Genomic DNA, 21,028 nt, shown 5'->3' on the forward strand with positions numbered 1-21,028 from the left:
TGGAATGTCTCACTTGCTTTCGGGGAGGAGGGTGAACTTGTCGGCGTGGAAGGCTTCGGCCCAGCGTTGGTTGCACTCGACGCCGCGCACCCGGGCGAGCCCGCGAAACGTGTCGGCATCGAACCAGGGCTTGTCGACCTGGCTGGCGAAAGCGGTCCGGATGATCTCGACCTTGCGGTCGATCACCGAATCGTCGAACGGCACATAGGTGTTGGGCGGAACGAGATCACCTTCGTACTTGGGGATCTCGTACTGGAGGACGAGGTGGTCGCGAAAGCTCCCCCACGTCGCGTCGGCGATGGCAGCGTGGTCCTGATGGCGATCGCCCCGACGATGGGTGAACACGAGATCGGGGGCGAACGCGGCACTGGCATGCAGCGCCGACTTCAACGCGGCCCACTGGTCGGGAAAGAACGACTCGCGGAAGTCGTGGATCTCGAGTTCGTACGACACCGAGGCGGCGAAGAGCATCGCCGAGGCGACCTCCTGCTCGGCGCGACGCTCGGGGCTCGCGCTGAAGATCACCGCTCGCGCGACGACCGGACGCTCCGCCTGCAGCCGGAGCAGCGTGGCGCCGGCACCGATCTCGACGTCGTCGGCGTGGGCGCCGAGACAGAGCACCCGCAGGGGTGCGTCGGTCGGCGCCGGGAGCAGAGGAAGCACGGTGCCTAGGCCCACTTCTCCCAGGGGGCTTCGCCCGCCTGATGCATCTCGTCGAGGGCCTGGCGGTCCTTGAAGGTGTCCATGCCCATCCAGAAACCATCGTGTCGATGGGCCATCAGCTTGCGCTGGTCCATCAGGCGTCGGAACGGCTCGTAGACGAGCTCCTCTCCGGGTCGCATGTAGTCCCACAGCTCCTTGCGGAACACGAAGTAGCCACCGTTGACCCAGACATCGGCCGCGTCGGCCTCGGCGAAGTCGGTGGCCCGGTTGTCGTCGTCGATCGCGACGACGTGGAAACTCTGGCTCGGCGGCACGCAGAGGAAGTTGGCCACGACATCGGGCGTGTTCTCCACCTCGGCGATCATCTCGTCGATCGGGCAGTCGGACAGCCCGTCGCCGTAGTTGGCGAGGAACATCTCCTCGCCGTCGAGGTGCTCGCGCACCGCCATCAGCCGCTGACCGATGTTGGCGTCGAGCCCGGTGTCGACGAACGTGATGTTCCAGGTGTCGAGGTCGGTGTTGAGCATCTCGACGTCGGACCCCCCCGACCCGCTGTTACCGCGCAGGATGAAGTCGTTCGACAGCCATTCCTCGTAGTCGAGGAAGTAGCGCTTGATGTAGTCACCGCGGTAGCCGAGGCAGAGCACGAAGTCGGTGTGGCCGTAGTGGGCGTAGTAGCGCATGAGGTGCCACAGGATCGGGCGAGGCCCGACGGGCACCATGGGCTTCGGGATGTTCTCGGAGAACTCGCGCATGCGCATGCCCCGCCCGCCGCAGAACAGGACGACCTTCACCTCGGCTCCCCACCCAGAACCGTGAGTCCCGGAACGGGCCGCACGAACTTCGTGCCGCGCTCGGCGAGATGGGCGAGCTGCTTCGTGATCTCGTCGGTGAGATTCCACGGAAGGATGAAGATGTAGTCGGCGTGCTCCGTCTCGAGGATCTCGGGATCGTGGATCGGGATGTGCGTGCCGGGAGTGAACCGACCGTGCTTGTAGGGATTGCGGTCGACGGTGAACTCGATCAGGTCTTCGCGGATGCCGATGTAGTTGAGCAGCGTGTTGCCCTTGCCCGGGGCTCCGTAGCCCAGCACCCGCTTGCCGTCGCGACGGGCCTGGATCAAGAACGTGAGGACGTCGTGACGCAGACCCACGATCCGCGAGGCGAAGTCGCGGTAGTAGTCGAGTGTCTCGGTGCCGAGCGCGAGTTCGCGTTCGCGTAGCTCGCGGAGACGATCGGTCTCCTCGAGCGTGTGCTCGGCGTGGCATGCGTAGATCCGAATCGATCCGCCGTGGGTCCACAGCTCCTCGACGTCGTAGAGCCGCATGCCGTGTGCCGCGAAGATCCGTTCGGTGGTGACGAGCGAGAAGTACGAGAAATGCTCGTGGTACACCTGATCGAACTGGTTCTCCTCCATCGTCCGCATCAGATGGGGGAACTCGATCGTGACCGTGCCGTGGGGCGCGAGGATGATCGGCATGCCGCCGACGAAGTCGTTGAGGTCGGGCACCTGGGCCATCACGTTGTTGCCGAGCACGAGGTCGGCCTGGATGCCCTCCTCGGCGAGCTTCGACGCGAACTCGCGACCGAAGAACTCGGTGCGGGTCGGGACACCGCGCTCCTCCTCCGCGACCTTCGCGACGTTGAGGGCCGGCTCGACACCGAGCACCGGGATGTTCTTCTGGAGGAAGTACTGGAGGAGGTAGCCGTCGTTGCTGGCGAGCTCGACGACCATCGAGTCCTCGCCGAGGCCGAGCTGCTCGGTCATCTTGTCGACATAGTTCGCGCAGTGTTCGAGCCAGGCGTTGGAGTACGAGGAGAAGTAGGCGTACTCGCGGAAGATCTCGTCGGGGCTCACGAACTCCTGGAGCTGCACGAGGAAGCACTCGTGGCACACCCATGCGTGAAGGGGGTAGAAGTTCTCGCCCTCGAGCAGCTGCTCCTGGGTGAGGAATGTCTCGCACAGGGGCGACTTGCCCAGATCGATGAAGGTCTCGGTCAACTCGGTGCCACAGAAGCGGCACGGGCCACCAGTGAGTGATTCAGCCATGTGGGGGCACTCCTCTCAGATGCTGATCACGTCGGCATCTACCCCGAGATCTGAAAGCATTCGCGTGATCTCGTCGGTGTACACCGGGTTGACCACCAGCACCGCGTCGGGCCGCGCCTCCACGAGCACCTCGGGCGCGACGATGGCGTGGCCGGTCCCGGTGACGAACGTCCCCTGCTTGCGCGGGTTGATGTCGACCACCCACTCGATGGCATCGGAGGCCGGGACGAGGTTCATCAACCCGACGGCGCGGGCGCCGCCACCCCACGCAGCGAGTCGCTGTCCACGATCGCGGCGGGCCGCGAGATCCGCGCCGACGGCCTCGATGCGGTCGGCCAGGGCGTGGACGTCGGCCCGGATCCGCTCGACCACCGCGGGGTCGACCGGCTCGTCGTTCGGCGCCGCGCCGGTGACGTTGGCCTCGACGGCGGCGAAGAGGCCGTCGAAGGTCGGGCGAGCCTCGACATCGGTGAGCCCCGCTCTGACCATCAGGTGGGCGAGCGTCTCGGGCGTGTAGTAGCCGCAGTGCTCGTACATCAGGTCCTCGAACGCGCCCCGGTCGAGCGCCCACGCGAAGTTCGGCACCTCGATGTAGACCCCGCCGCCAGGGACGATCCCGCCCCGGATCGTGTCGATCAGCATCATCGGCTCGGGAAGGTGCTCGAGGACGTGGCGTGACGAGACGAAGTCGACCTCGTGGCCACGCAGGCTGTCGGCATCGGCATATTCGTCGAAGATCCGCACATCGGCCCGGGCGACCAGCTCGCTCACACGATCGGGGTTGTGGCCCGGCTCGAAACCGATGCCGGTGTTGCCTCCCTCGATGCAGAGGTTGGCGAGGAACCGCCCGTCGCCGGGCCCGATCTCGGCGAGGCGACGGCCTCGCAGCCCGTGGCGTTCGACGAGCCCCTTGGCGAGTTCCGCCTCCCAGTTCGCGAACTTCGGCGAGTGGTGCAGCGCGTTGTCGTAGTCCTGCTCGTAGTCCATGCGGTCGATGTCGAACGCCGCGTTCCACACATAGCCGCAGTGCGAGCACAGGGTGAGCGCCATCTCCGCCTTCTCACACCCTCGAGCAGCAGCCTCGCTGTGCCAGAGCAATCCGACGTGCACCGGCAGGGCCGGAATCACCATCAGAGATTCGGTGTTCGCCGAACTACACGCAGGACATTGGGGCGCCATTTCCCCAAGCCTACCGCTCGCCCGGAGAGGCGACGGAGATGACGCGACCCCCGTCAGTTGATGGTCACGTTGCCGCCGACGCCGTTGCTGCCGGCGGCGACGGTCCATCCGTCGGTGGCGGCGACGGAGGCGCCGTCGAGGAGGGTGTTGTTGCGCCACAGCATGCTCGACGAGGCGTTGCCGGGCTTGGCGATGACGGCGTGGTAGGACTCGAACTCTTCGGAGAGTGTGGTGTTCTCGATGGTGAACAGTCCGACCACGTGCTTGGCCTGCACGGCTGCGGATGAGGCGCCGTAGATGGTGCTGTTGCGGATGGTCGGGTTGACGACCTGTCCGCCGGACATGCCGGTGTATTGGATGGCGTCGTTGTGGGCGGTGGATCCGCTGGGTCGTTGTTTGCCGTGGATGGTGACGTTGTCGACGAGCGGGTCGATGATGTTTCCTTCGTAGGCGAAGAACTGCATGATGTCGCCGTCGCCGATGTTGGGTTGGCTGTTCACGTCGGTGCCGTCGATGAAGTACGGCCGGGTGACGGTTGCGCCGCCCGACATCTGGACGTGGGCGAAGGTGAATTCGAAGTTGCGGAATCCGGAGTCGGTGATGCTTTGTCCGTTGCGGACGCCGATTCGGCGGGCGCCGCCGCCGCGGATGTTTCGTGCTTCGACGTTGCTGGCCATGATGACGACTTCGCCGGGTGATGAGAAGTTGAAGTCGTAGATGGTGTTGGGCTGGTTGAGCACGGTGTCGGCGTTGGCCATCACGATGGGTCGTCCATCGGTCGAGACCGGCGCCGCTGTCGTCGTCGGTGCCGGAGCCGCCGTCGTCGTCGTCGTGGGCGCAGGAGCCGCCGTCGTCGTCGTCGTGGGCGCAGGAGCCGCCGTCGTGGTCGTCGTGGGCGCGGGAGCCGCCGTCGTCGTCGGCACCGCCGGCGTGCCGGCCGCCGCTCCGATCGTGAACTCGGCGGCGAGTGTCACCGAGGCGTCCCCGCGATGCACGACCGCCTGGACCGCGTAGGTCTGCCCACGCCGGAACGTCCAGGAGTTGTCGAATCCCTGGTCGGACTCGAAGGTGCCGTCGATCGGCAAGACGCCGACGTAGCGGATGTTGAAGGGGGGCGAGATGTCGTCGTCGCGGAAGAGGACGCCGTCGATGTACCACTCGACGCGGTCGATGGACGTGTCGGAGACCTCGAGGCGAACCTCGAAGGGTTCGTCGATCGCCGCGTTCTCGAGCGAACCCTCGGCCGGCGCGTTCCGCGCCGTAGCCCAGACGAGCGACAGCCCGTCGGCTTCGAGGATCGACACTTCATCCTGCGGGATCACCGGAAGCAGTTGGGCGGTGTCGCCGGTGCCCCCTGGCACGTCGACGCGATCGACGTTGCGCTCGACCCCGGTGTCGGGGTTCGTCGCCGTGACGTCGCCGTCGATTCCGGTGGTGACGTTCTCGAACGTCTCCTTGCACCCGGTCACCATCAGTGCCGTCACTGCCACAGCGGCGGTCCACTTCTTCATCTCTGTGCTCCTCGGTTCACGCGCCCAGTGCGTGATCCATCGGGGCAGTGGCGTGGACCCTTTAGTGAATATCTGGGTCCATCGGCCCAGGACCTCTCACCTCACGGAGTCGTGGCCGACCTCGGGCCCGACCGGGTCAGTCGACCCAGGGCGTCTCGATGACACGGATCTCGGTGGGCACCGGCAACCGGGTTGCGAGCCGCTCCAGGTGCGGCAACCGATCGCGAACGGGAACGACGATCCTGACGATGTCGGGCGCGTGCGCGACCATGAGGTCGGCGATCGCAGGGATCAGGCCCAGGTCGACGCCGACCGAGCACACCAGCAGCACCGACCGGTCATCATCGGTTCCGAACACGGCGGCGGGAACGGCCTCGAGAAGATTGGCTCGGGGCGGCACCGGCTCGACGAGCGCCGGGAGATCGATGTCGAAGGCGATCGGGTCGGCCACCACGATGGCACGGAGCCAGCGTTCGCGGGCAAGGCGGTTGACGGCGTGGGAAACCGCGCCCGGAGTGCGATGCGGCCACACCTGGGCAGCGGCATCGGCGACCGCCTCGATCGGGGAACGGCCCGCATGCAACAAGACGCCGGCCTCGCGGTCGAAACGGCCGACGCCGGCCTCGAGCACCGGGCCGTCGGGTCCGTGGAGGATCCGGGCGACTTCGAGTCCGGCGATCTCGCCGCGCAAGATGCCGTCCTCGCACACCACGTCGAGACCGAGCTCCACGAGCGCGGCCTCGAAGTGTGCGGCATCGTCGGGCCGCGGCAACGGTTCGGGGATCGGCTCCGGCACCGCCGCAACGACCACGCCTCCCGAGGAAGTCCAGACACGGCACTCCGGCGCCAGTACTGCGGCGCGGCGAGCGTGGATCCCACCATGGTGCTCGACCACGAGATCGACCTCAGCCGGCGAATGGCGGTCGATCCAGACGAGAGCGCCACCGAGCACGGCGAGGTCGTCGCTCATCGACACGATCCAGGCGCGGTCGTCGTCCCGGGCGATGATGCCGAACGGTGCCGACGTCAGCTCGAGTAGCGATGGATCGAGATCGAAGGAACTCCGCAGCAGCCCCTCGGCCCGCGAACGTTCGAGGAGCGCCCGACGATCCGCGTCGAGCGCCATGACGACTCAGTCGTCGGAAGCGGGGGCTTCGGCCTCGGCTTCGACGGCGGCGGCCTCGCCGGCAGCGGCCTTGCGGCGGCCGTAGCGCTTCTCGAAGCGCTCGACGCGACCCGCGGTGTCGACGATCTTCATCTGACCGGTGAAGAACGGATGGCTCTCGCTCGAGATCTCCACCTTGGCCAGGGGGTACTCGTTGCCGTCTTCCCAGGTGGTCGTCTCGGAGGTCGACATCGTCGAACGAGTGAGGAAGGAGGTGCCGGCGGAAACATCGTGGAACACGACGAAGCGGTACTCGGGGTGGATGTCGGACTTCATAACGGCTCCAGTCTGGAGGGGGATTGCCGTCGCGGCAACCTACCCCGCGGCGATCTTCTCGAGCAGGGCCAGCAGATCGGCGGCTGCGTCGGTGGTGGGGTCGGCTGCGACAGCGGCGAGCTCGCGGCGAAGCGCACGCGACGCCTCGAGTTCCTTGTCGCCGACGAGGCGCTCCTCGTGCACGGTTGCCGACGCCTCGATGTCGACGGCGGGGAACACGCGGCGAACCGCTGCAGCCCGCGACAGTCGGATCTCGAGGTTGGCGGTCGGTGCGAGCTCTTCGTAGATGGCGGCGTCGGTGGTCGAGTCGGTGTCGACGTTGATCGTCGCGATCATCGTCAGCGAGCCGCCGCCTTCGAGCTTGCGTGCCGCCCCGAGGAAGCGCTTCGCGGGATGAACGGTCGTCGCGTCGACCACCACGCCGGACCGGTTGCCGGCGGCCTCCTGGGCGTAGGCACGAGCGAGACGGGTGATCCCGTCGACCACGACCACGGCATCCTTCCCTGCCTCGACGAGCCGCTTGGCCCGCTCGATCACCATCTCCGCGATCGTCACCTGTTCTTCGGCGGGACGATCGAACGCCGCAGCGATCACATCGCCCTTCTCGACCCAGCGGGTCATCTCGGTCACGTCCTCGGGCCGCTCGTCGAGCAGCAGGACGAGAAGCGTCAGGTCGGGGTGATTGGTCTCGATCGATCGGATCAGGTGCTGCAGCACCGTCGTCTTGCCGGTGCGCGGCGCACCGGCGAGCAATGCGCGCTGACCCCTGCCGAACGGCGTGAGCAGGTCGATCACCTGCGCCGTCGGATCGGCGGGTTCCTGCGGCCCGGCGAACACGATCGGTTCACTCGGGTACACGGCCGGAAGCGAGTCGATGTCGATGCGCTCCGAGACTGCTTCGGGATCACCGCCATTGACCGACTGGATCTCGGTCATCGCCGGGTTCTTCTCGTTACGGTTCGCCGGCCGGGAGGTGCCGCTGAGGTGATCACCCTTCCGCAGGCCGAACTGGCGGACCATCTTCACGGGAACATAGGCGTCGTCCTTGGACGGCAGCGCGCCGTCGACCCTCAGGAAGCCGTAGCCCTCGTTGCGGAGCTCGAGATAGCCGGCGACAGGGATCGGCTCGCCGTCCCATTGATCGTTCGAGTCCCGGTTGTTCTCGCGGTCGCGGCCACGGCGCCGACGCTTCCGGTTCGACTCCCCTTCACGGCCACTCTCGTTCTGTTCGCCGGATCCGTCGCGATCACCGTTCCGGGAGCGACCCGTCCGCCCGCCGCCGGATTCCTCGGCATCTCCGTCGCTCCCGTCGTCGTCACTGCCGTCGTCGTCATCGTCGTCGTCGTCACCGCTGTCGTCGTCAGCACCGTCGTCATCACTGCTGTCGTCGTCAGTACTGTCGTCGTCGCTGTCGTCGTCGGCAGCGGCGGAGGACTCCTCCACCGCTTCGGCCGCGGGTTCGGGGTCGGGCTCCGCCGGAACCACACTGCTGCCGTCGCCGCCGGCGGCGAGATCGAGGATGAGGTCGATGATCTCGCCCTTGCGAGCCCGCGACGCCGGCTTCTTGCCCAGCGTCGTCGCGATCATCGTGAGTTCTTCGCGGTCCTTGCGTTGCAGGGTGGACCGGCGCATTTCCGCGGTTTCCACGGACAGGCTCCTCGTGTTGGGGTCGAGGTGGAGGGTGCGTCGCACCACAGGTAGGCGCCAGGCTCTCGAATCGAGCTGGCCGCGCCCCTCTTTCTCGGCGACTCCGCTCAGGCTACGGACAACGCTGTCCGGCAACAACCACGCAGCCGGTCTGCCGGGTCACCGGCGGACGCCGTCGACAGGGTCTGCCGGGTCACCGGCGGACGCCGTCGACATAATCCTCGACGGTCGCGAGGTCGTTCGGGAGGACGACGAACTCCTCGTGACGGTCGAACAGGTCGGCGAGATGAAGCGGCAACTCCGGACGGACACCGGTTGCCGCTTCGACCGCATCGGGGAACTTCGCCGGGTGCGCGGTGGACAGGGTCACCACCGTCTCGCCCGGACGCCGCAACCGCTGTGTTGCGCCGAGCGCGACGGCGGTGTGCGGATCGATCAGGCGCCCGAGGGTCCGGTACACCTCACCGATCACGGCCAGTGTCTCGTCGTCGTCGAGACGGGCGCCAGCGAACTCGTCTCGCAGTCGGGCGTGCTGTGCCTCGGTGAGCGAGGCACGGCCCCGGGTCCGGAAGTCGGCGAGGAGCTCGGCGGTGGCTGGCCCGTTCCCGTCGAGCAGTTCGACGAGCAGCCGCTCGAGGTTCGACGAGATCTGGATGTCCATGCTCGGCGAGAGGGTGGGCACGACCTCATCCGCCACCATCTCGCCGGTGTCGATGAGCCGCGTGAGGATGTCGTTGCGGTTGCTGGCGACGAGGAACCGCTCGACCGGAAGCCCCATCGACGCGGCCACGTGCCCGGCGAAGACATTGCCGAAGTTGCCGGTCGGCACACAGAATGTCGTCGGGATCGACCGCCGGTCGAGTCGCTGCGCGGCCCACACGTAGTAGACGATCTGCGCCATCACACGTGCCCAGTTGATGGAGTTCACCGCCGACAGTCGGTTCCGGTCCCGGAACGGCTCGTCGGCGAACATCGCCTTCACGAGGTCCTGACAGTCGTCGAAGGTCCCCTCGACCGCGACCGCGTGGACGTTGCGAGCGCCGAGGGTGGTCATCTGGCGCCGCTGGACCTCGCTCGTGCGACCCTGGGGGAAGAGAATGACGATGTCGACGAGGTCGCTGTCGCGAACCGCATCCATCGCCGCCGAGCCGGTGTCGCCCGAGGTCGCGCCGACGATCATCACGCGTTCACCTCGGCGGCGCAGTTCGTAGTCGAAGAGCCGCCCCACGAGCTGGAGCGCGACGTCCTTGAACGCGAGTGTCGGACCGTGGAACAGCTCGAGCAGATGGTGTTGTTCGTCGAGTTGGACCAGCGGGACCACCTCGGGGTGATCGAAGGTGGCGTAGGCCGCCGTGACCATCTCGGCGAAGTCGTCGGCCGGGATGGTGCCGGCCACGAACGGGGCCATCACCGCGGTGGCGAGCTCGGCGTAGTCGCTCGGGGCGGCGTCGGTCAGCGGCGGCCATGCTGCCGGGAGATACAACCCGCCGTCGGGCGCCAGGCCGGTCAGCAACACGTCGGGGAAGGTGAGCGAGGGCGCCCGTCCCCGCGAGCTGAGGTACTCGAGCACGATCAGATCTCGCCGACCACGCGGATCACCGAGGTGATGTCGGTGACGATGTCGAGCCCGCGCAGCTCCTCGAGCGTCGCCCGCACGTCGGCCTCGCGCGACACGTGGGTGATGAACATCAGGACCGCTTCGTCACCCATGCCGTGTTGTTCCATCGACGAGATCGAGACTTGGTGGCGGCCGAACACATCGGCGACCTGCGCGAGGACGCCGGGCCGGTCCATCACCGCCACCCGCAGGTAGTAGGCCGACGTCGACTCGCTGACCGGCCGGACGGAGGCGGCGGTCAGGGCGCCGATGCGGGCACTGGTACCACGGGTGAGATTCGCGGCCGCGTCGATCAGGTCGCCGAGCACTGCGCTCGCGGTCGGGTCGCCGCCGGCTCCCCGTCCGTAGAGCATCAGCTCACCGACCGACTCGCCCTCGATGAAGACGGCGTTGAAGCTGTCGCGCACGGACGCGAGCGGATGAGCGAGCGGGACCAGTGCGGGGTGGACCCGCACGGCGATGCTCGGTACGCCCTCCTCGACCGGACACTTCTCGACGATCGCGATCGCCTTGATCGCGTAGCCCAGGCGCCCGGCGACGGCGATGTCGTCGGAGGTGATCGCCGAGATCCCCTCGTGGTGCACCTGGTCGTGGGGGACGATGGCGCCGTAGACGATGGTGGCGATGATGGCCGCCTTCGCGCCGGCGTCGTAGCCCTCGACATCGGCCGTGGGGTCTTCCTCTGCGTAGCCGAGGGCCTGGGCCTCGGCCAGGGCCTCCTCGTAGGACGCGCCGGCTTCGGTCATCCTCGTGAGGATGTAGTTGGTCGTGCCGTTGATGATGCCCATCACCCGCGTGACGGGTTCGGCGACCAACGATTCACGCAACGGCCGCATGAGCGGGATGCCACCCGCCACGGCGGCTTCGAACAGGAGATCGACGCCGGCTGCGTCGGCCGCGGCGTAGAGCTCGGCGCCGTGCGCGGCGAGGAGGGCCTTGTTGCCGGTCACCACCGGCTTGCCCAGCGAGAGGGCACGGGCGACCAGTTCGTGTGCACGTTCGACCCCACCGATGAGCTCGACGACGATGTCGACGTCGGGATCCTCGACGACACCCATGGTGTCGGTCGTGAAGACGTCGTCGGGAACGGCGACATCGCGATTTCTGTCGAGGTCGCGGACGGCGATCCGCGTGATCTCGAGCTCGACGCCGGTACGGGCGACGATCGTTTCGCGCTGCCGGTCGAGCAGACGTGCCAGCGCACTGCCCACCGTGCCGCAACCAAGGAGCCCGAGCTTCACGGTTTTGATGTCCACGGGCGCCGAGCGTATCCGCCAATGCCGACCGGCAGGGTGGAGTTCCCCCCAGCGCCCTTACATTGCTTTTCCATGTGTTTCATGCAATCTTTCTTCATGTGACAGAACCACACCGGAAGTCGCATCCATCGCTGCGTGCGGCGCGGCTCGAACGGGCGATGCTGCGTCTCGTCCGCGGCGACGGGATCGTTCCCCTTCACGACCCGGGGCCAGACCAACCCGGTCGCGGCGTCGTCACGGTCGGCGGCCGGAGTTCACTCGCCGACCTCCTCACGGAGGTGGGCGCGCTCCCCGAGGCCGCCGCTCGCGGCACGGGCACCCGCATCGCCCGCACACTGGCCCGCCTGCACGACGACGGCATCGTCCACGGCGACATCAAGCCCGCCAACGTGGTCTTCGCCCCCGACGGCGACCTCTGGCTGATCGACTTCGACGCGGCCGGCTTGCCCGGCAGCACGCGCCGTCGGGGGACACCCGCCCGCCTCCCCCACCCTCCCGGCCGGGCGCTGCACCCCCGCGACGACGTGCTCGGGCTCGCGATCATGGTCGTCGAATGCGCGACCGGAGTGGTGCTCGACCCCAGCACGAGGTGGAGCGATCACGACCTCGCGCGCATCGGTTGCTCGACGGATCTCGCGGCCGACGTCGGGGCCGTTCTGCGGGACCCGTCGAGCGCAGCGCGGCTCGCCGAGATCCTGGCCCGCCACGACGACCGACTGCCCCCACCGCCGCGATCTCGAACCGGAACCGATCCGACGCCGACCGTCGACATCCCCTCGGTCGCGCTTGGCGGCCTCGACGCCCTCGGTGGCGCTACGACGGACGAGCCCGCTTCCGTGCGCTCCGGTTGGCGGCGCTCGGCACCATCAGCGCACGGCTGAACGCGAACCGATCGCCCCAGCCGAGCACGGCCCATGTCGCCCGGGCCTGCCGGCGGTACCGGCCCTCGCGATGGCGATAGACGGCGAGTCGACGACGATCGGTCTCGTTCACGACGAAGGCGTCGGCCCACTGCTCGATCGCCGATCGCCGGTGTCCGAGCGCGACCGTCGTCTGCAGCCCGCATGCCACCGGCGCGGCGCATCCCCACCGGGTGGCGGCGTCGACGACCGCGTCGACGTCGATGGAGGGCCACGCCGCGAGCAGGGCGAGGTCGCGCACGTTGCCGAGGCGGGGATCGACATCACCGAGGGCGACGTGGATCGCGCCGTGGAGAAGATGGAGATCGGCGGGAAGGGTCCGCACCGCACGCCCGGCGAGGAGGATCTCGACAGGGTCGCGCATGAGGTCGTCGAGCTCGATCAGCTTGCCGTAGGGGCCTGCGGCGAGCGTGCGATGGAGGTCGAGTTCGGTCGCGCCCGACCACCGAAGTGTGACCGACTTCGCGAAGCGACGATCGAACGACGGCGACAGCGCGGGGATCGGCCGTGTCGCTCCTGCGTCGATCAGCGCGGCGACCGAGGCATCGATGTCGGCGCTCGCGACCAGGACGTCGTTGTCGCCGAAGCACCGCTCCGACGGGTCGGGGTGGATCATGTGCGCGAGGGCGGCACCCTTCACCACCCGGCTGTCGACGCCGGCGGCGTCGAGCACGTCGATCGCCCGGAGCAGCTCCTCCTCCAGGAGGAGGACCTCGCGCATGGCCCCTTCGTGGGCATCGGCGATGAGTGCCAGGTCGACCGGGTCGGGGTCGACCACCCCCGCACTCACGGCCGCGGCGAGCACCCCCACGAGCTTGTGCCGCGCGGCTCCCGCCAGCAGCTCCCCGATGGGCGGTGGCGGGCCCGGCGGCGGCGATCCCGCCAGGCCGAGACCCGCCAGGGCGCGCAGCCAGGTGTCGACGGCGGACGGTGCGTCAGCCATCGATCCGCTCGAGCACGCCCTTGGCGATGAGATCCTCGACGACCGGCACGAGGTCGGTCGTCACGACGGCGACGTCGACGTCGTGGGCGGTGGCCAGACGGGCACAGAGGTCGTCGAACGACGACGGCTCGTCGAGCAGCGCCCAGAGCGCGCCACCGGTGCCCGCCAGCTTTGTCAGGGTGGTCGCACCGAGCGGACGGACGAGCACGCCGTCGATGGTCGCCCGCCACAAGACGTCGGCCCGGCGGAGGCTGCCCATCACCTCAGACGTCGAGGCGGGTCAGGTCGTCGTAGGTCTCGCGCCGCACGACGAGTCGGGCATCGCCATCCGACACGAACACCACCGGCGGCCGCGTGACCTTGTTGTAGTTCGACCCCATGGAGTGACCGTAGGCGCCGGTGACCGCCGTCCCCAGGATGTCGCCCACCGCGAGGTCGGCGGGCAGGGCCGCGTCGCGCACGAGCACATCGCCCGACTCGCAGTGTTTGCCGACGATCGTGACCGTCTCGTCGCGGTCGGCGTCGACCGCGCGCGGGAGGAAGGCCTCGTAGCCGGACCCATAGAGCACAGGACGCGGGTTGTCGCTCATTCCGCCGTCGATCGACACGTAGGTGCGGATGTCGGGCAGCCGCTTGATGGTGCCGACCTCGTAGAGGGTGACCGCAGCAGCCGCGGCGATGGAGCGACCGGGTTCGGCCGAGACCTTCGCGGTGACGCCGGCCGCGGCACAGGCGTCGAGCACCGCGGTGCCCCACTCGGTGATGGTCGGCGCCCGTTCGTCGGCCACGTAGGGCACGCCGAGTCCCCCGCCCACCGACATCTCGGCCAGATCGTACGGCGCCGCCGCTTCGGCGATGACCGCGGCGGCCTTGGCGAACGACGACACGACGAACACCTGACTTCCGATGTGGGCGTGGACACCCATCAGTTCGACGGCATCGGACGCGCGCGCCCGCTGGATCGCAGCGGCAGCGGCCCCGGTCGACACCGTGAACCCGAACTTCGAATCGTCGTGGCCGGTGGCGATGTAGTCGTGGGTCTCGGCCTTGACGCCGGGGGTGAGTCGCAACAGCACCTTCGGCGCCATGCCGGTCTCCGCCGACAGCGCATCGAGTCGGTCGAGCTCGTCGAACGAGTCGACGACGATGCGCCCGACGCCGGCCTCGACCGCCATGCGGAGCTCGGCCATCGACTTGTTGTTGCCGTGGAGCACCAGCCGATCGGCGGGGACCCCGGCATGCAGCGCGACATGGAGCTCGCCGCCGGTCGCGACGTCGAGGCACATGCCCTCTTCGTGGGCCAGCCGGGCCATCGCCCCGCAGAGGAACGCCTTCGTGGCGTAGGCCACACCATCGCCGAACACCGCAACGGCTTCGCGACACCGATCGCGGAGGTGCTGTTCGTCGTAGACGAACACTGGCGTGCCGAACTCCGCGGCCAAGTCGATCAGGTCGCATCCACCGATCTCCAGCCGCCCGTCGACGACCTCGGCCGAGTCGGGCAACAGACGAAACGGAAAGGGACGCATCGGACTACATCGACTCCGGCGCGGTCACCCCGAGCAGGTCGAGCGCGATCCGCAGACCGACCTGCGACGCCTCGACGAGGGCGATCCGGGCCTGGGTGAGCGCCGGGCTGACGCCGTCGCCCATCACGTAGCAGTCGTGGTAGAAGCCGTGCAGCGCTGCGGCCTGCTCGCGCGACCAGGCGACGATCCGGTGGGGGGCATCGTCGGTGCAGGCGATCTCGACGATGTCGGGCAACTGCTGCAGCGACCGCAGGATGTCGAGCTCACGGTCATGGGTGAGCAGCGACAGGTCGAGTTCGGCGAGCGGGACGCGCACCACGCCCTCGTCGGCCACCTTGCGCAGGATCGAACAGATCCGGGCGTGGGCGTACTGCACGTAGAAGACCGGGTTCTCCATGCCCTGCTTGGCGACCTCGTCGAGATCGAAGGTCTGGCGGGAATCGACCGACTGCATGAGATACGTGAAGCGGGCGGCATCCGGCCCCACCTCGTTGATCACATCGTCGAGCGCGATGAAGTCGCCGGTGCGGCCGGACATCGCAACCGGCTCGCCGCTGCGCATCAGGTCGACCATCTGGGTGATGGCGATGTGGAGTTCCTCGGGATCGTGACCGAGGAGCTCCATCGCCGCCTTCATGCGCGGAACGTAGCCGTGGTGGTCGGCGCCCCAGACGTTGAACAGCCGGTCGGCCCGACTGAACTTGTCACGGTGATACGCGATGTCGGGCGTGAGATAGGTGAAGTCGCCGTCGCTCTTGATGAGCACGCGGTCCTTGTCGTCGCCCTGATCGGTGCTGCGCAGCCATGTGGCGCCCTCCGATTCGTAGACGGCATCGTGGCTACGGAGATCGGCCAGGCTCTCCTCGATCGCCCCCGACTCGACCATCGACTTCTCGCTGAACCACACGTCGTGGTGGATCTGGAGCGCGGCGAGCGTGGCGCGATGGCTGGCGAGCGCCCGTTCGTAGCCCCACGCCAATGGCTCGGCATCGTCGGGCATCTCGGCCGCCCAGTCGATCAGATAGTCGCCCTGGTAGCCGTCTTCGGGCGGCTCCTCCCCGCGCTTGCGCGCCGCGAGGGACTCGGCGTACTTCGCCATCTGCACGCCCCGGTCGTTGATGTAGTACTCCCGGGTGACCCGATAGCCGCAGCGTTCCCGGAGCCGGGCGATCGAGTCGCCGTAGCACGCCCCGCGTCCGTGGCCGGCGTGGAGCGGCTTGTTGGGATTGGCCGAGACGAACTCGACGTTGACGTGGAGGCCGTGGCCGAGATCGGGTCGGGCGTACCCCTCGACACCGGACCGGACCACATCGACCAGCACATCGTGCAGCCAGGTGTCGCCGAGGTGGAAGTTGACGAAGCCCGGACCCGCGAGATCGATCGCCGTGACGTGGGGTGGCGGCGCGGTCCGGAGATGATCGACCAACTGCTGCCCCAGCTCCCGCGGATTTCGGCCGGCCGACTTCGCCGTGGCGAGGGCAACGTTGGACGACCAGTCGCCGTGCTCGGGGTTGCCCGGTCGCTCGAGGGTGATCTCCGTGGGGACCGGGTCGACACCGGCCGCCGCCAGTGCCGATGCCAACGCGGCGCGGAGTTGATCACGAACGTCCATCGTGCAGCCTCGGGGAGGGTCGGGAACCGCCGATCCTACCGGGTGCCGGAGTCCTCAGAGTCGCCATTCTTCGGCCGATGAGTCCAACATGCGTTCTCGCGGACTGTTGCTCCCCATCGTGTTGCTGACCCTCGTTGCGCTCCTCGCCGGCGCCTGTTCTGATGCCGAGCCGGGCCAGGTCGCCGCGGATCGGGCGGTCGGCGACGAGGACCCCGGCTGGGACGCCGAGCAAGCGATCCTCCGCACGGTGCTGATCGAGGGCGCGCTCGAGGACGGCTTCGGTCGCACTGCGGCCGGATGCATGATCGACACGACCCTCGCCGCCGGCGACTTCCAACTGTCCGATCTCGACGGCGTCGACCTGTCGGCGAAGACCGCCTCCGGGGTCGACCGCGACCTGGCGATCGCCCTGGCCGACGCGCTGATCGAGTGCGGGCCGAGCCTGCGCGACCGCCTCGGCGCCGACATTCCCGGTGCCTTGGCCATCCCCGGGACGCATGCCGTCGAAGCCGAGTGTGTCGCCAACGCCTACGTGGACGCGTGGCACGACGCCTACACGGATCGGTTCTCCGATCGGGTCGTCGCCGACGAGGAGCCGGTCGAACTCGACGTCAGCGACCGCGTCGTCGGCATCGTCGCCGGTTGCGACGCCGGCGGAGCCGTCGTCCTCGGCGCATCCAACGACGGCAACCTCGACACGTTCGCCCTCAGCACCCTCGAATGGGAGTGCCTCGAAGCCCGGATCACCCCGGCCGAGTTCATGCCCGCGTTCCCGTTCCCCGACGAGCCCGGTGATGCGTTGGGACGCATGGGCGGCGGTGTCGTCCCCGACGTCGTCTTCTGCGAGGCGTGGGTCAGCGGCGGCGACGTGCCCGACGGCCTCCAGAGCGACGAGTAGCGAACGCAACGCCACAATCTTCCGCGATCTCGCCGACAAGCACGGCGGATCATCGGTAGTGTGTCGTCTTGCCCCTCGCGGGGCTGGCCCTCGTAGCTCAGCGGATAGAGCATCGCCCTCCGGAGGCGTGAGCGCAGGTTCGAGTCCTGCCGAGGGCGCTACCGGCCGGTGGCGGTGTGGAACGCCTCCACGAACGGCCCCGGCTTCGCCGTCTTGACCACGTCGAAGTCGATCGAGGTGCCGTCGGCGAAGGTCACGAGCAGCTTGCCCGTGAGCTTTCCGCTCTCGTGGGTGATCGCCGAGACCTGGTCCAGCGGGATCGATGCGTTGAGCCCCTTCGGCTTCCCGCTCATCGTGCTGTGGCCGAAGACCAGGAAGCGACGGTCGGTGATCCCGAGCACCGCCTTGCCGGGTGGGATGTCGACGACGATCCCCTCGTCGGCGGTCGGGTTCTCGGAGGCCCGCTTCTGCGCCATCGTGTCGCCGACGACCGCACCGACGACACCACCGATCGCGCCGAACGCCACCTGCCGGCGAATCGCTCCCGGCGGCTGCACGAAGGTGCCCGCCAGGACCGTCTCACCCGCCTCGAGGTCGTCGCCACAGCTCTTCATGATCTTCTTCGCGAAATCCACCATGTACGGATCGTATGGGCCGAACGACCTACAGAACGCGGATCACCCGCCGATGGAGAGGAATGCCGCCGCTCCCCCATCGCCGCATCCGCCTCGAGTGGCCCGCCGACACCCGTGCCGCATGGCAGCCGTTGAAGCCGGAGTTCTCGGCTGCGGTCAACGCGCTCAGCCTCGGCATGCCCAGCGGCGAGCCCTACGTGATGCAGGCCGTACGGGACGCAGCCCGCTCGATCGACGACCCCGAGCTGACGGAGCGGGTGCGCGAGTACCTGGCCCAGGAGGGCGAGCACGCCCGCCAACATCGGCGGTTCAACGAGATCCTCACAACACAACATCCCGCCCTCGAGCGGGTGGAGCGATGGCTCGCGGCGTCGTACCGCTTCCTGCAGCGGCGCGCCGGGCGCAGGTTCGCGATCGCCTACGCGGCCGGGTTCGAGGCCACGGCGTTCGCCGCGGCCCGTTGGATGGATGCACACCGCCACGAGCTCTTCCGCGGCGCCGACGAGACCCCGGCCACCATGATCCTCTGGCACCTCGCCGAGGAGGTCGAACACAAGACGGTCGCCCACGACGTCTGGGCCGCCACCGGTGGCAGTCGTGTGCGCTACGCGGCCGCGATGGCGACGTGTTTCGCGATGCTCGTGTGGTTCATCTTCCTCGGCACCGTCGTGCAGCTCACGGCCTGGCGTCGCATCCTGAGCCCCGTCGCCTGGTTCCGCCTGTGGAAGTGGGGCATCGGGTTCGCCTTCGAGGTGATGCCCACGATGGCCATCACGGTGCTCCCCAACCATCACCCGGCCCAGCAGGCCGATCCGTCGTGGATGACCCAATGGCTCGCCCGCTACGACCCGGCGACCGACACCATGCCGGCGTGGGACGCACCGCTACCTGACGTGTTCGAGCTTGTCGGGATTGAGAACGGAGTGGATCGCCCGGATCCCCTCCGATCCGATGTCGAACGCCATCGCCATGAAGACCTCGCCGTCGGCGCGAGCCACGAGACCGGGGCTGGCGTTGACGCGGGCGTGGTCCACCCGCAGCTCTGAGTGCATCCGGTCGCGCTTCGTCGCGATCCCCCGAGCGAAGATCGCAACCCGAGCCCGGCCGAGGATCGGGCGGCGCGCCGCGTGCTGGTTCGGGCCGCCGTCGCTCCACGCGACGACGTCCTCGGCGAGCACCGAGTGCAGCGCCTCGAGGTCACCCGTGAACGCCGCGACCATGAACGTGTCGAGCAGCCGTCGCTCTTCGTCGGGTCCCGGGTCGAACCGAGCGGGCCGGTCCGGCCCCAGTCGCTCCTTCGCCCGATGGACGATCTGGCGACAGGCCGCCGGCGACCGATCGATCGTCGCGGCGACCTCGTCATAGTCGTGGCCGAACACCTCACGGAGGAGAAAGGCCGCCCGTTCGACCGGGTTCAGACGCTCGAGCATCGTGAGGAACGCGACCGACAGCGACGCCGCCAGTTCGGCATGCTCGGCCGGATCGTCGATCGAGGTGAGCAAGGGCTCGGGCAGCCAGGGCCCGACGTAGGCCTCGCGACGAGTCTGCGCTGATCGGAGCCGATCGATCGCGATCCGACTCGCCACGGTGGTCAGCCAGGCGCGCGGGCGATGGATCGCGGCCCGATCGGCGGCGTCCCAGCGCAACCACGCTTCCTGCACGACGTCCTCGGCCTCGGTCACCCGGCCGAGCATCCGATAGGCGACACCGAACAGATGGTGGCGGTGCTCCTCGAACTCCGCCGCAGGATCGGTCATCGGCCCGCCGCCTCACCCGCGGCCCGGCCGCTCGACACGGACGCGTCCGCCAGCACACCCTCCGGCCCGACCCAGTCCCCCGCCACGAACAGCCCGGTGGTGCCGGGTACGGCGACAGGTGGCCGACCGGCGAGTCCGCCGCGTGCCGCCGCCGGCTGATCGGTGGCCGCGACGAGGCGGGGACGAAACGTCACGTGGTCCGCCGCACGCTTCCAGCCGGGGCGGACGCGTTCGAGGAGGGCCTCGCACTCGGCGCGGTCGCGCCCGCTGTCGGGGGTCTCGTCGCTCGGCAGATATCGCATGACGTGCACCAGTGTGTGGCCGCTCGGCGCCAAGTCTGCCACCGGGGCGTGGACCGACAGGTACGTCGGGGTGTCGATGCCCAGCGCGAACGGGCGACGATCCTCCCAACCGTCGGGAAACCCGACGTCGAGTGCCGCCACCGAGGCCGGGCGGGCCGTGGCGCCCCATTCCCGCGTGATCGGCGCCACTGCGCCGAGGAGGCGGGCGGACAGGCTCGGCGGGCCGGCGACGATCACCCGACGCGCCGACAACTCCTCGTCGCCCGCCGCGAGCGCGTACCGCGACCCGTCGCCACGGACGGCGTCGACCTTCACACCACCGCGGATCTCCACGCCACGTTCGACACACACCCGCTCGAGATCGTCGACCATCCGCTGCCAACCCCCGTCGACGTAGCGGACACCGTTGCGCAACGACATCTGCAGTTGCGCAACCCCGGCGTCGGCGCTCGTCGTCGCCGGATCGTTCGAATACGTCGAGAGTCGGAACAGGGCCAGCGCGAGCCGGGCCGCCGGTCCGGTGCCGAGCAGGTCACGAATCAGCGAGTCGACCGAATGATCGGCGACGTCGACCGGACGCATCCGGGGGAGCCGCACGAACAGCTTCGCCATCGCGAGCCGATCGCCCTTCAACAACGTCGTCCGCAACAGCGACCCGGCAGTGGCGGGAAACACGCCCTCGCGAACTCCGTCGACACCGATCCCCGATCCGGCATCGGGTACCCCGCCCGGCGGCTCGCAGCCGAGTTCGCGCAGGAACCGCATGGCTGCGCCGTCGACATAGAGCGCATGGGCGCCCTCGTTCAACGCGTAGCCGTTGCGACACTGCGTCCGGGCGCGACCACCGATCTCGCGGCGGGCGTCGAGCAGGAGCACTCGGGCTCCTCCGCCGGCGGCCTCGATCGCTGCGCTCAGTCCCGCCATTCCGGCACCGATCACCGCCACGTCGTGACACTGCTCGTCCCTCACGAACTCCTCCTGTCGTCGTCTGTCGTGGTCGTCTCCCTGTTGACGAGACCGGGGCCGGGTTTGTGACAGCCAGCCGCCGCCGACCCGCTAGGTTCACC

19 protein-coding genes, 1 tRNA gene and 1 pseudogene are annotated in these 21,028 nt (G+C 68.6%); 4 read left to right on the plus strand and 17 right to left on the minus strand.

Translation table 11 applies throughout. The features are described 5' to 3' along the window. Positions 1-9: 9 nt before the first annotated feature. From R2707_09440 to R2707_09485, 10 genes are all read right to left on the minus strand, one after another. Positions 10-663: a PIG-L family deacetylase gene (locus R2707_09440; protein MEZ5245307.1), complete on the minus strand. Its 654-nt coding sequence runs from the start codon at positions 661-663 to the stop codon at positions 10-12. Between the two features lie 5 nt (positions 664-668). Continuing rightward, entirely contained in the window at positions 669-1,457 is a 789-nt protein-coding gene (locus R2707_09445; GenBank protein ID MEZ5245308.1) for a sugar phosphate nucleotidyltransferase, read from the minus strand. Continuing rightward, positions 1,454-2,713: a class I SAM-dependent methyltransferase gene (locus R2707_09450; protein MEZ5245309.1), complete on the minus strand. Its 1,260-nt coding sequence runs from the start codon at positions 2,711-2,713 to the stop codon at positions 1,454-1,456. Before R2707_09450 ends, R2707_09445 begins: the two co-directional genes overlap by 4 nt. Before the next feature lie 15 nt (positions 2,714-2,728). Next, positions 2,729-3,763, minus strand: a complete 1,035-nt coding sequence (locus tag R2707_09455; protein ID MEZ5245310.1) for a class I SAM-dependent methyltransferase — start codon at positions 3,761-3,763, stop codon at positions 2,729-2,731. 182 nt (positions 3,764-3,945) lie between these two features. After that, positions 3,946-5,403, minus strand: a complete 1,458-nt coding sequence (locus R2707_09460) for a hypothetical protein (GenBank protein MEZ5245311.1) — start codon at positions 5,401-5,403, stop codon at positions 3,946-3,948. 136 nt (positions 5,404-5,539) lie between these two features. Further along, positions 5,540-6,529, minus strand: a complete 990-nt coding sequence (locus tag R2707_09465; GenBank protein ID MEZ5245312.1) for a hypothetical protein — start codon at positions 6,527-6,529, stop codon at positions 5,540-5,542. 6 nt (positions 6,530-6,535) lie between these two features. Further along, on the minus strand, positions 6,536-6,844 hold the full coding sequence (locus R2707_09470; GenBank protein MEZ5245313.1) for a type B 50S ribosomal protein L31: 309 nt from the start codon (positions 6,842-6,844) through the stop codon (positions 6,536-6,538). A gap of 39 nt (positions 6,845-6,883) precedes the next feature. Then, positions 6,884-8,491 carry a transcription termination factor Rho gene (rho, locus tag R2707_09475; protein MEZ5245314.1) on the minus strand — a complete coding sequence of 536 codons (1,608 nt, stop codon included), beginning with the start codon at positions 8,489-8,491 and terminating at the stop codon, positions 6,884-6,886. Positions 8,492-8,684: 193 nt separating this feature from the next. Continuing rightward, complete coding sequence (gene thrC, locus R2707_09480) at positions 8,685-10,061, minus strand: threonine synthase (protein ID MEZ5245315.1); 1,377 nt, start codon at positions 10,059-10,061, stop codon at positions 8,685-8,687. A gap of 2 nt (positions 10,062-10,063) precedes the next feature. Then, entirely contained in the window at positions 10,064-11,365 is a 1,302-nt protein-coding gene (locus R2707_09485; GenBank protein MEZ5245316.1) for a homoserine dehydrogenase, read from the minus strand. A 98-nt stretch (positions 11,366-11,463) separates the two neighbouring features. On the opposite strand from R2707_09485, the gene R2707_09490 reads away from it, so the two are divergent. After that, a complete protein-coding gene (locus R2707_09490; GenBank protein MEZ5245317.1) occupies positions 11,464-12,246 on the plus strand; it encodes a lipopolysaccharide kinase InaA family protein in 783 nt (260 codons plus the stop codon). Here the strand turns inward: R2707_09490 and R2707_09495 are convergent. From R2707_09495 to R2707_09510, 4 genes are read right to left on the minus strand one after another with little or no spacing between them, the layout of a single operon-like run. Next, the gene (locus R2707_09495; protein MEZ5245318.1) at positions 12,179-13,228 is read right to left on the minus strand and encodes a nucleotidyltransferase family protein; all 1,050 of its coding nucleotides are present in this window, start codon (positions 13,226-13,228) and stop codon (positions 12,179-12,181) included. The genes R2707_09490 and R2707_09495 overlap by 68 nt on opposite strands. After that, a complete protein-coding gene (locus tag R2707_09500) occupies positions 13,221-13,487 on the minus strand; it encodes a PqqD family protein (protein ID MEZ5245319.1) in 267 nt (88 codons plus the stop codon). The genes R2707_09495 and R2707_09500 overlap by 8 nt, the downstream gene beginning before the upstream one ends. 4 nt (positions 13,488-13,491) lie before the next feature. Beyond that, a complete protein-coding gene (lysA, locus tag R2707_09505) occupies positions 13,492-14,757 on the minus strand; it encodes a diaminopimelate decarboxylase (GenBank protein ID MEZ5245320.1) in 1,266 nt (421 codons plus the stop codon). A 4-nt stretch (positions 14,758-14,761) separates the two neighbouring features. Further along, a complete protein-coding gene (locus R2707_09510; protein MEZ5245321.1) occupies positions 14,762-16,369 on the minus strand; it encodes an arginine--tRNA ligase in 1,608 nt (535 codons plus the stop codon). Positions 16,370-16,457: 88 nt separating this feature from the next. Here R2707_09510 and R2707_09515 point away from each other — a divergent pair, with 88 nt between their 5' ends. Beyond that, positions 16,458-17,267: a hypothetical protein gene (locus R2707_09515; GenBank protein ID MEZ5245322.1), complete on the plus strand. Its 810-nt coding sequence runs from the start codon at positions 16,458-16,460 to the stop codon at positions 17,265-17,267. Between the two features lie 86 nt (positions 17,268-17,353). Then, positions 17,354-17,425: transfer RNA gene (locus R2707_09520), tRNA-Arg, on the plus strand. Here the strand turns inward: R2707_09520 and R2707_09525 are convergent. Further along, complete coding sequence (locus R2707_09525) at positions 17,426-17,905, minus strand: hypothetical protein (GenBank protein MEZ5245323.1); 480 nt, start codon at positions 17,903-17,905, stop codon at positions 17,426-17,428. It lies immediately after the preceding tRNA gene. 59 nt (positions 17,906-17,964) lie between these two features. On the opposite strand from R2707_09525, the pseudogene R2707_09530 reads away from it, so the two are divergent. Further along, a pseudogene (locus R2707_09530) lies at positions 17,965-18,696 on the plus strand (metal-dependent hydrolase). Between the two features lie 90 nt (positions 18,697-18,786). Here the strand turns inward: R2707_09530 and R2707_09535 are convergent. Further along, the gene (locus R2707_09535) at positions 18,787-19,659 is read right to left on the minus strand and encodes an RNA polymerase sigma-70 factor (GenBank protein MEZ5245324.1); all 873 of its coding nucleotides are present in this window, start codon (positions 19,657-19,659) and stop codon (positions 18,787-18,789) included. Then, positions 19,656-20,930, minus strand: a complete 1,275-nt coding sequence (locus R2707_09540; protein MEZ5245325.1) for an FAD-dependent oxidoreductase — start codon at positions 20,928-20,930, stop codon at positions 19,656-19,658. The genes R2707_09535 and R2707_09540 overlap by 4 nt, the downstream gene beginning before the upstream one ends. Positions 20,931-21,028 lie beyond the last annotated feature (98 nt).

It is taken from the genome of Acidimicrobiales bacterium (genome assembly GCA_041394245.1).
Lineage (GTDB): Bacteria > Actinomycetota > Acidimicrobiia > Acidimicrobiales > Aldehydirespiratoraceae > JAJRXC01.

Bases quoted from the DNA above. Each gene is read 5' to 3' on its own strand.
- R2707_09450 (MEZ5245309.1), bottom strand. From the start codon at position 2,713: ATGGCTGAATCACTCACTGGTGGCCCGTGCCGCTTCTGTGGCACCGAG.
- R2707_09455 (MEZ5245310.1), bottom strand. From the start codon at position 3,763: ATGGCGCTCACCCTGTGCTCGCACTGCGGCTATGTGTGGAACGCGGCG.
- R2707_09460 (MEZ5245311.1), bottom strand. From the start codon at position 5,403: ATGAAGAAGTGGACCGCCGCTGTGGCAGTGACGGCACTGATGGTGACC.
- R2707_09465 (MEZ5245312.1), bottom strand. From the start codon at position 6,529: ATGGCGCTCGACGCGGATCGTCGGGCGCTCCTCGAACGTTCGCGGGCC.
- R2707_09470 (MEZ5245313.1), bottom strand. From the start codon at position 6,844: ATGAAGTCCGACATCCACCCCGAGTACCGCTTCGTCGTGTTCCACGAT.
- R2707_09495 (MEZ5245318.1), bottom strand. From the start codon at position 13,228: ATGGCTGACGCACCGTCCGCCGTCGACACCTGGCTGCGCGCCCTGGCG.
- R2707_09500 (MEZ5245319.1), bottom strand. From the start codon at position 13,487: ATGGGCAGCCTCCGCCGGGCCGACGTCTTGTGGCGGGCGACCATCGAC.
- lysA (MEZ5245320.1), bottom strand. From the start codon at position 14,757: ATGCGTCCCTTTCCGTTTCGTCTGTTGCCCGACTCGGCCGAGGTCGTC.
- R2707_09510 (MEZ5245321.1), bottom strand. From the start codon at position 16,369: ATGGACGTTCGTGATCAACTCCGCGCCGCGTTGGCATCGGCACTGGCG.
- R2707_09515 (MEZ5245322.1), top strand. From the start codon at position 16,458: ATGCGTTCTCGCGGACTGTTGCTCCCCATCGTGTTGCTGACCCTCGTT.
- R2707_09525 (MEZ5245323.1), bottom strand. From the start codon at position 17,905: ATGGTGGATTTCGCGAAGAAGATCATGAAGAGCTGTGGCGACGACCTC.
- R2707_09535 (MEZ5245324.1), bottom strand. From the start codon at position 19,659: ATGACCGATCCTGCGGCGGAGTTCGAGGAGCACCGCCACCATCTGTTC.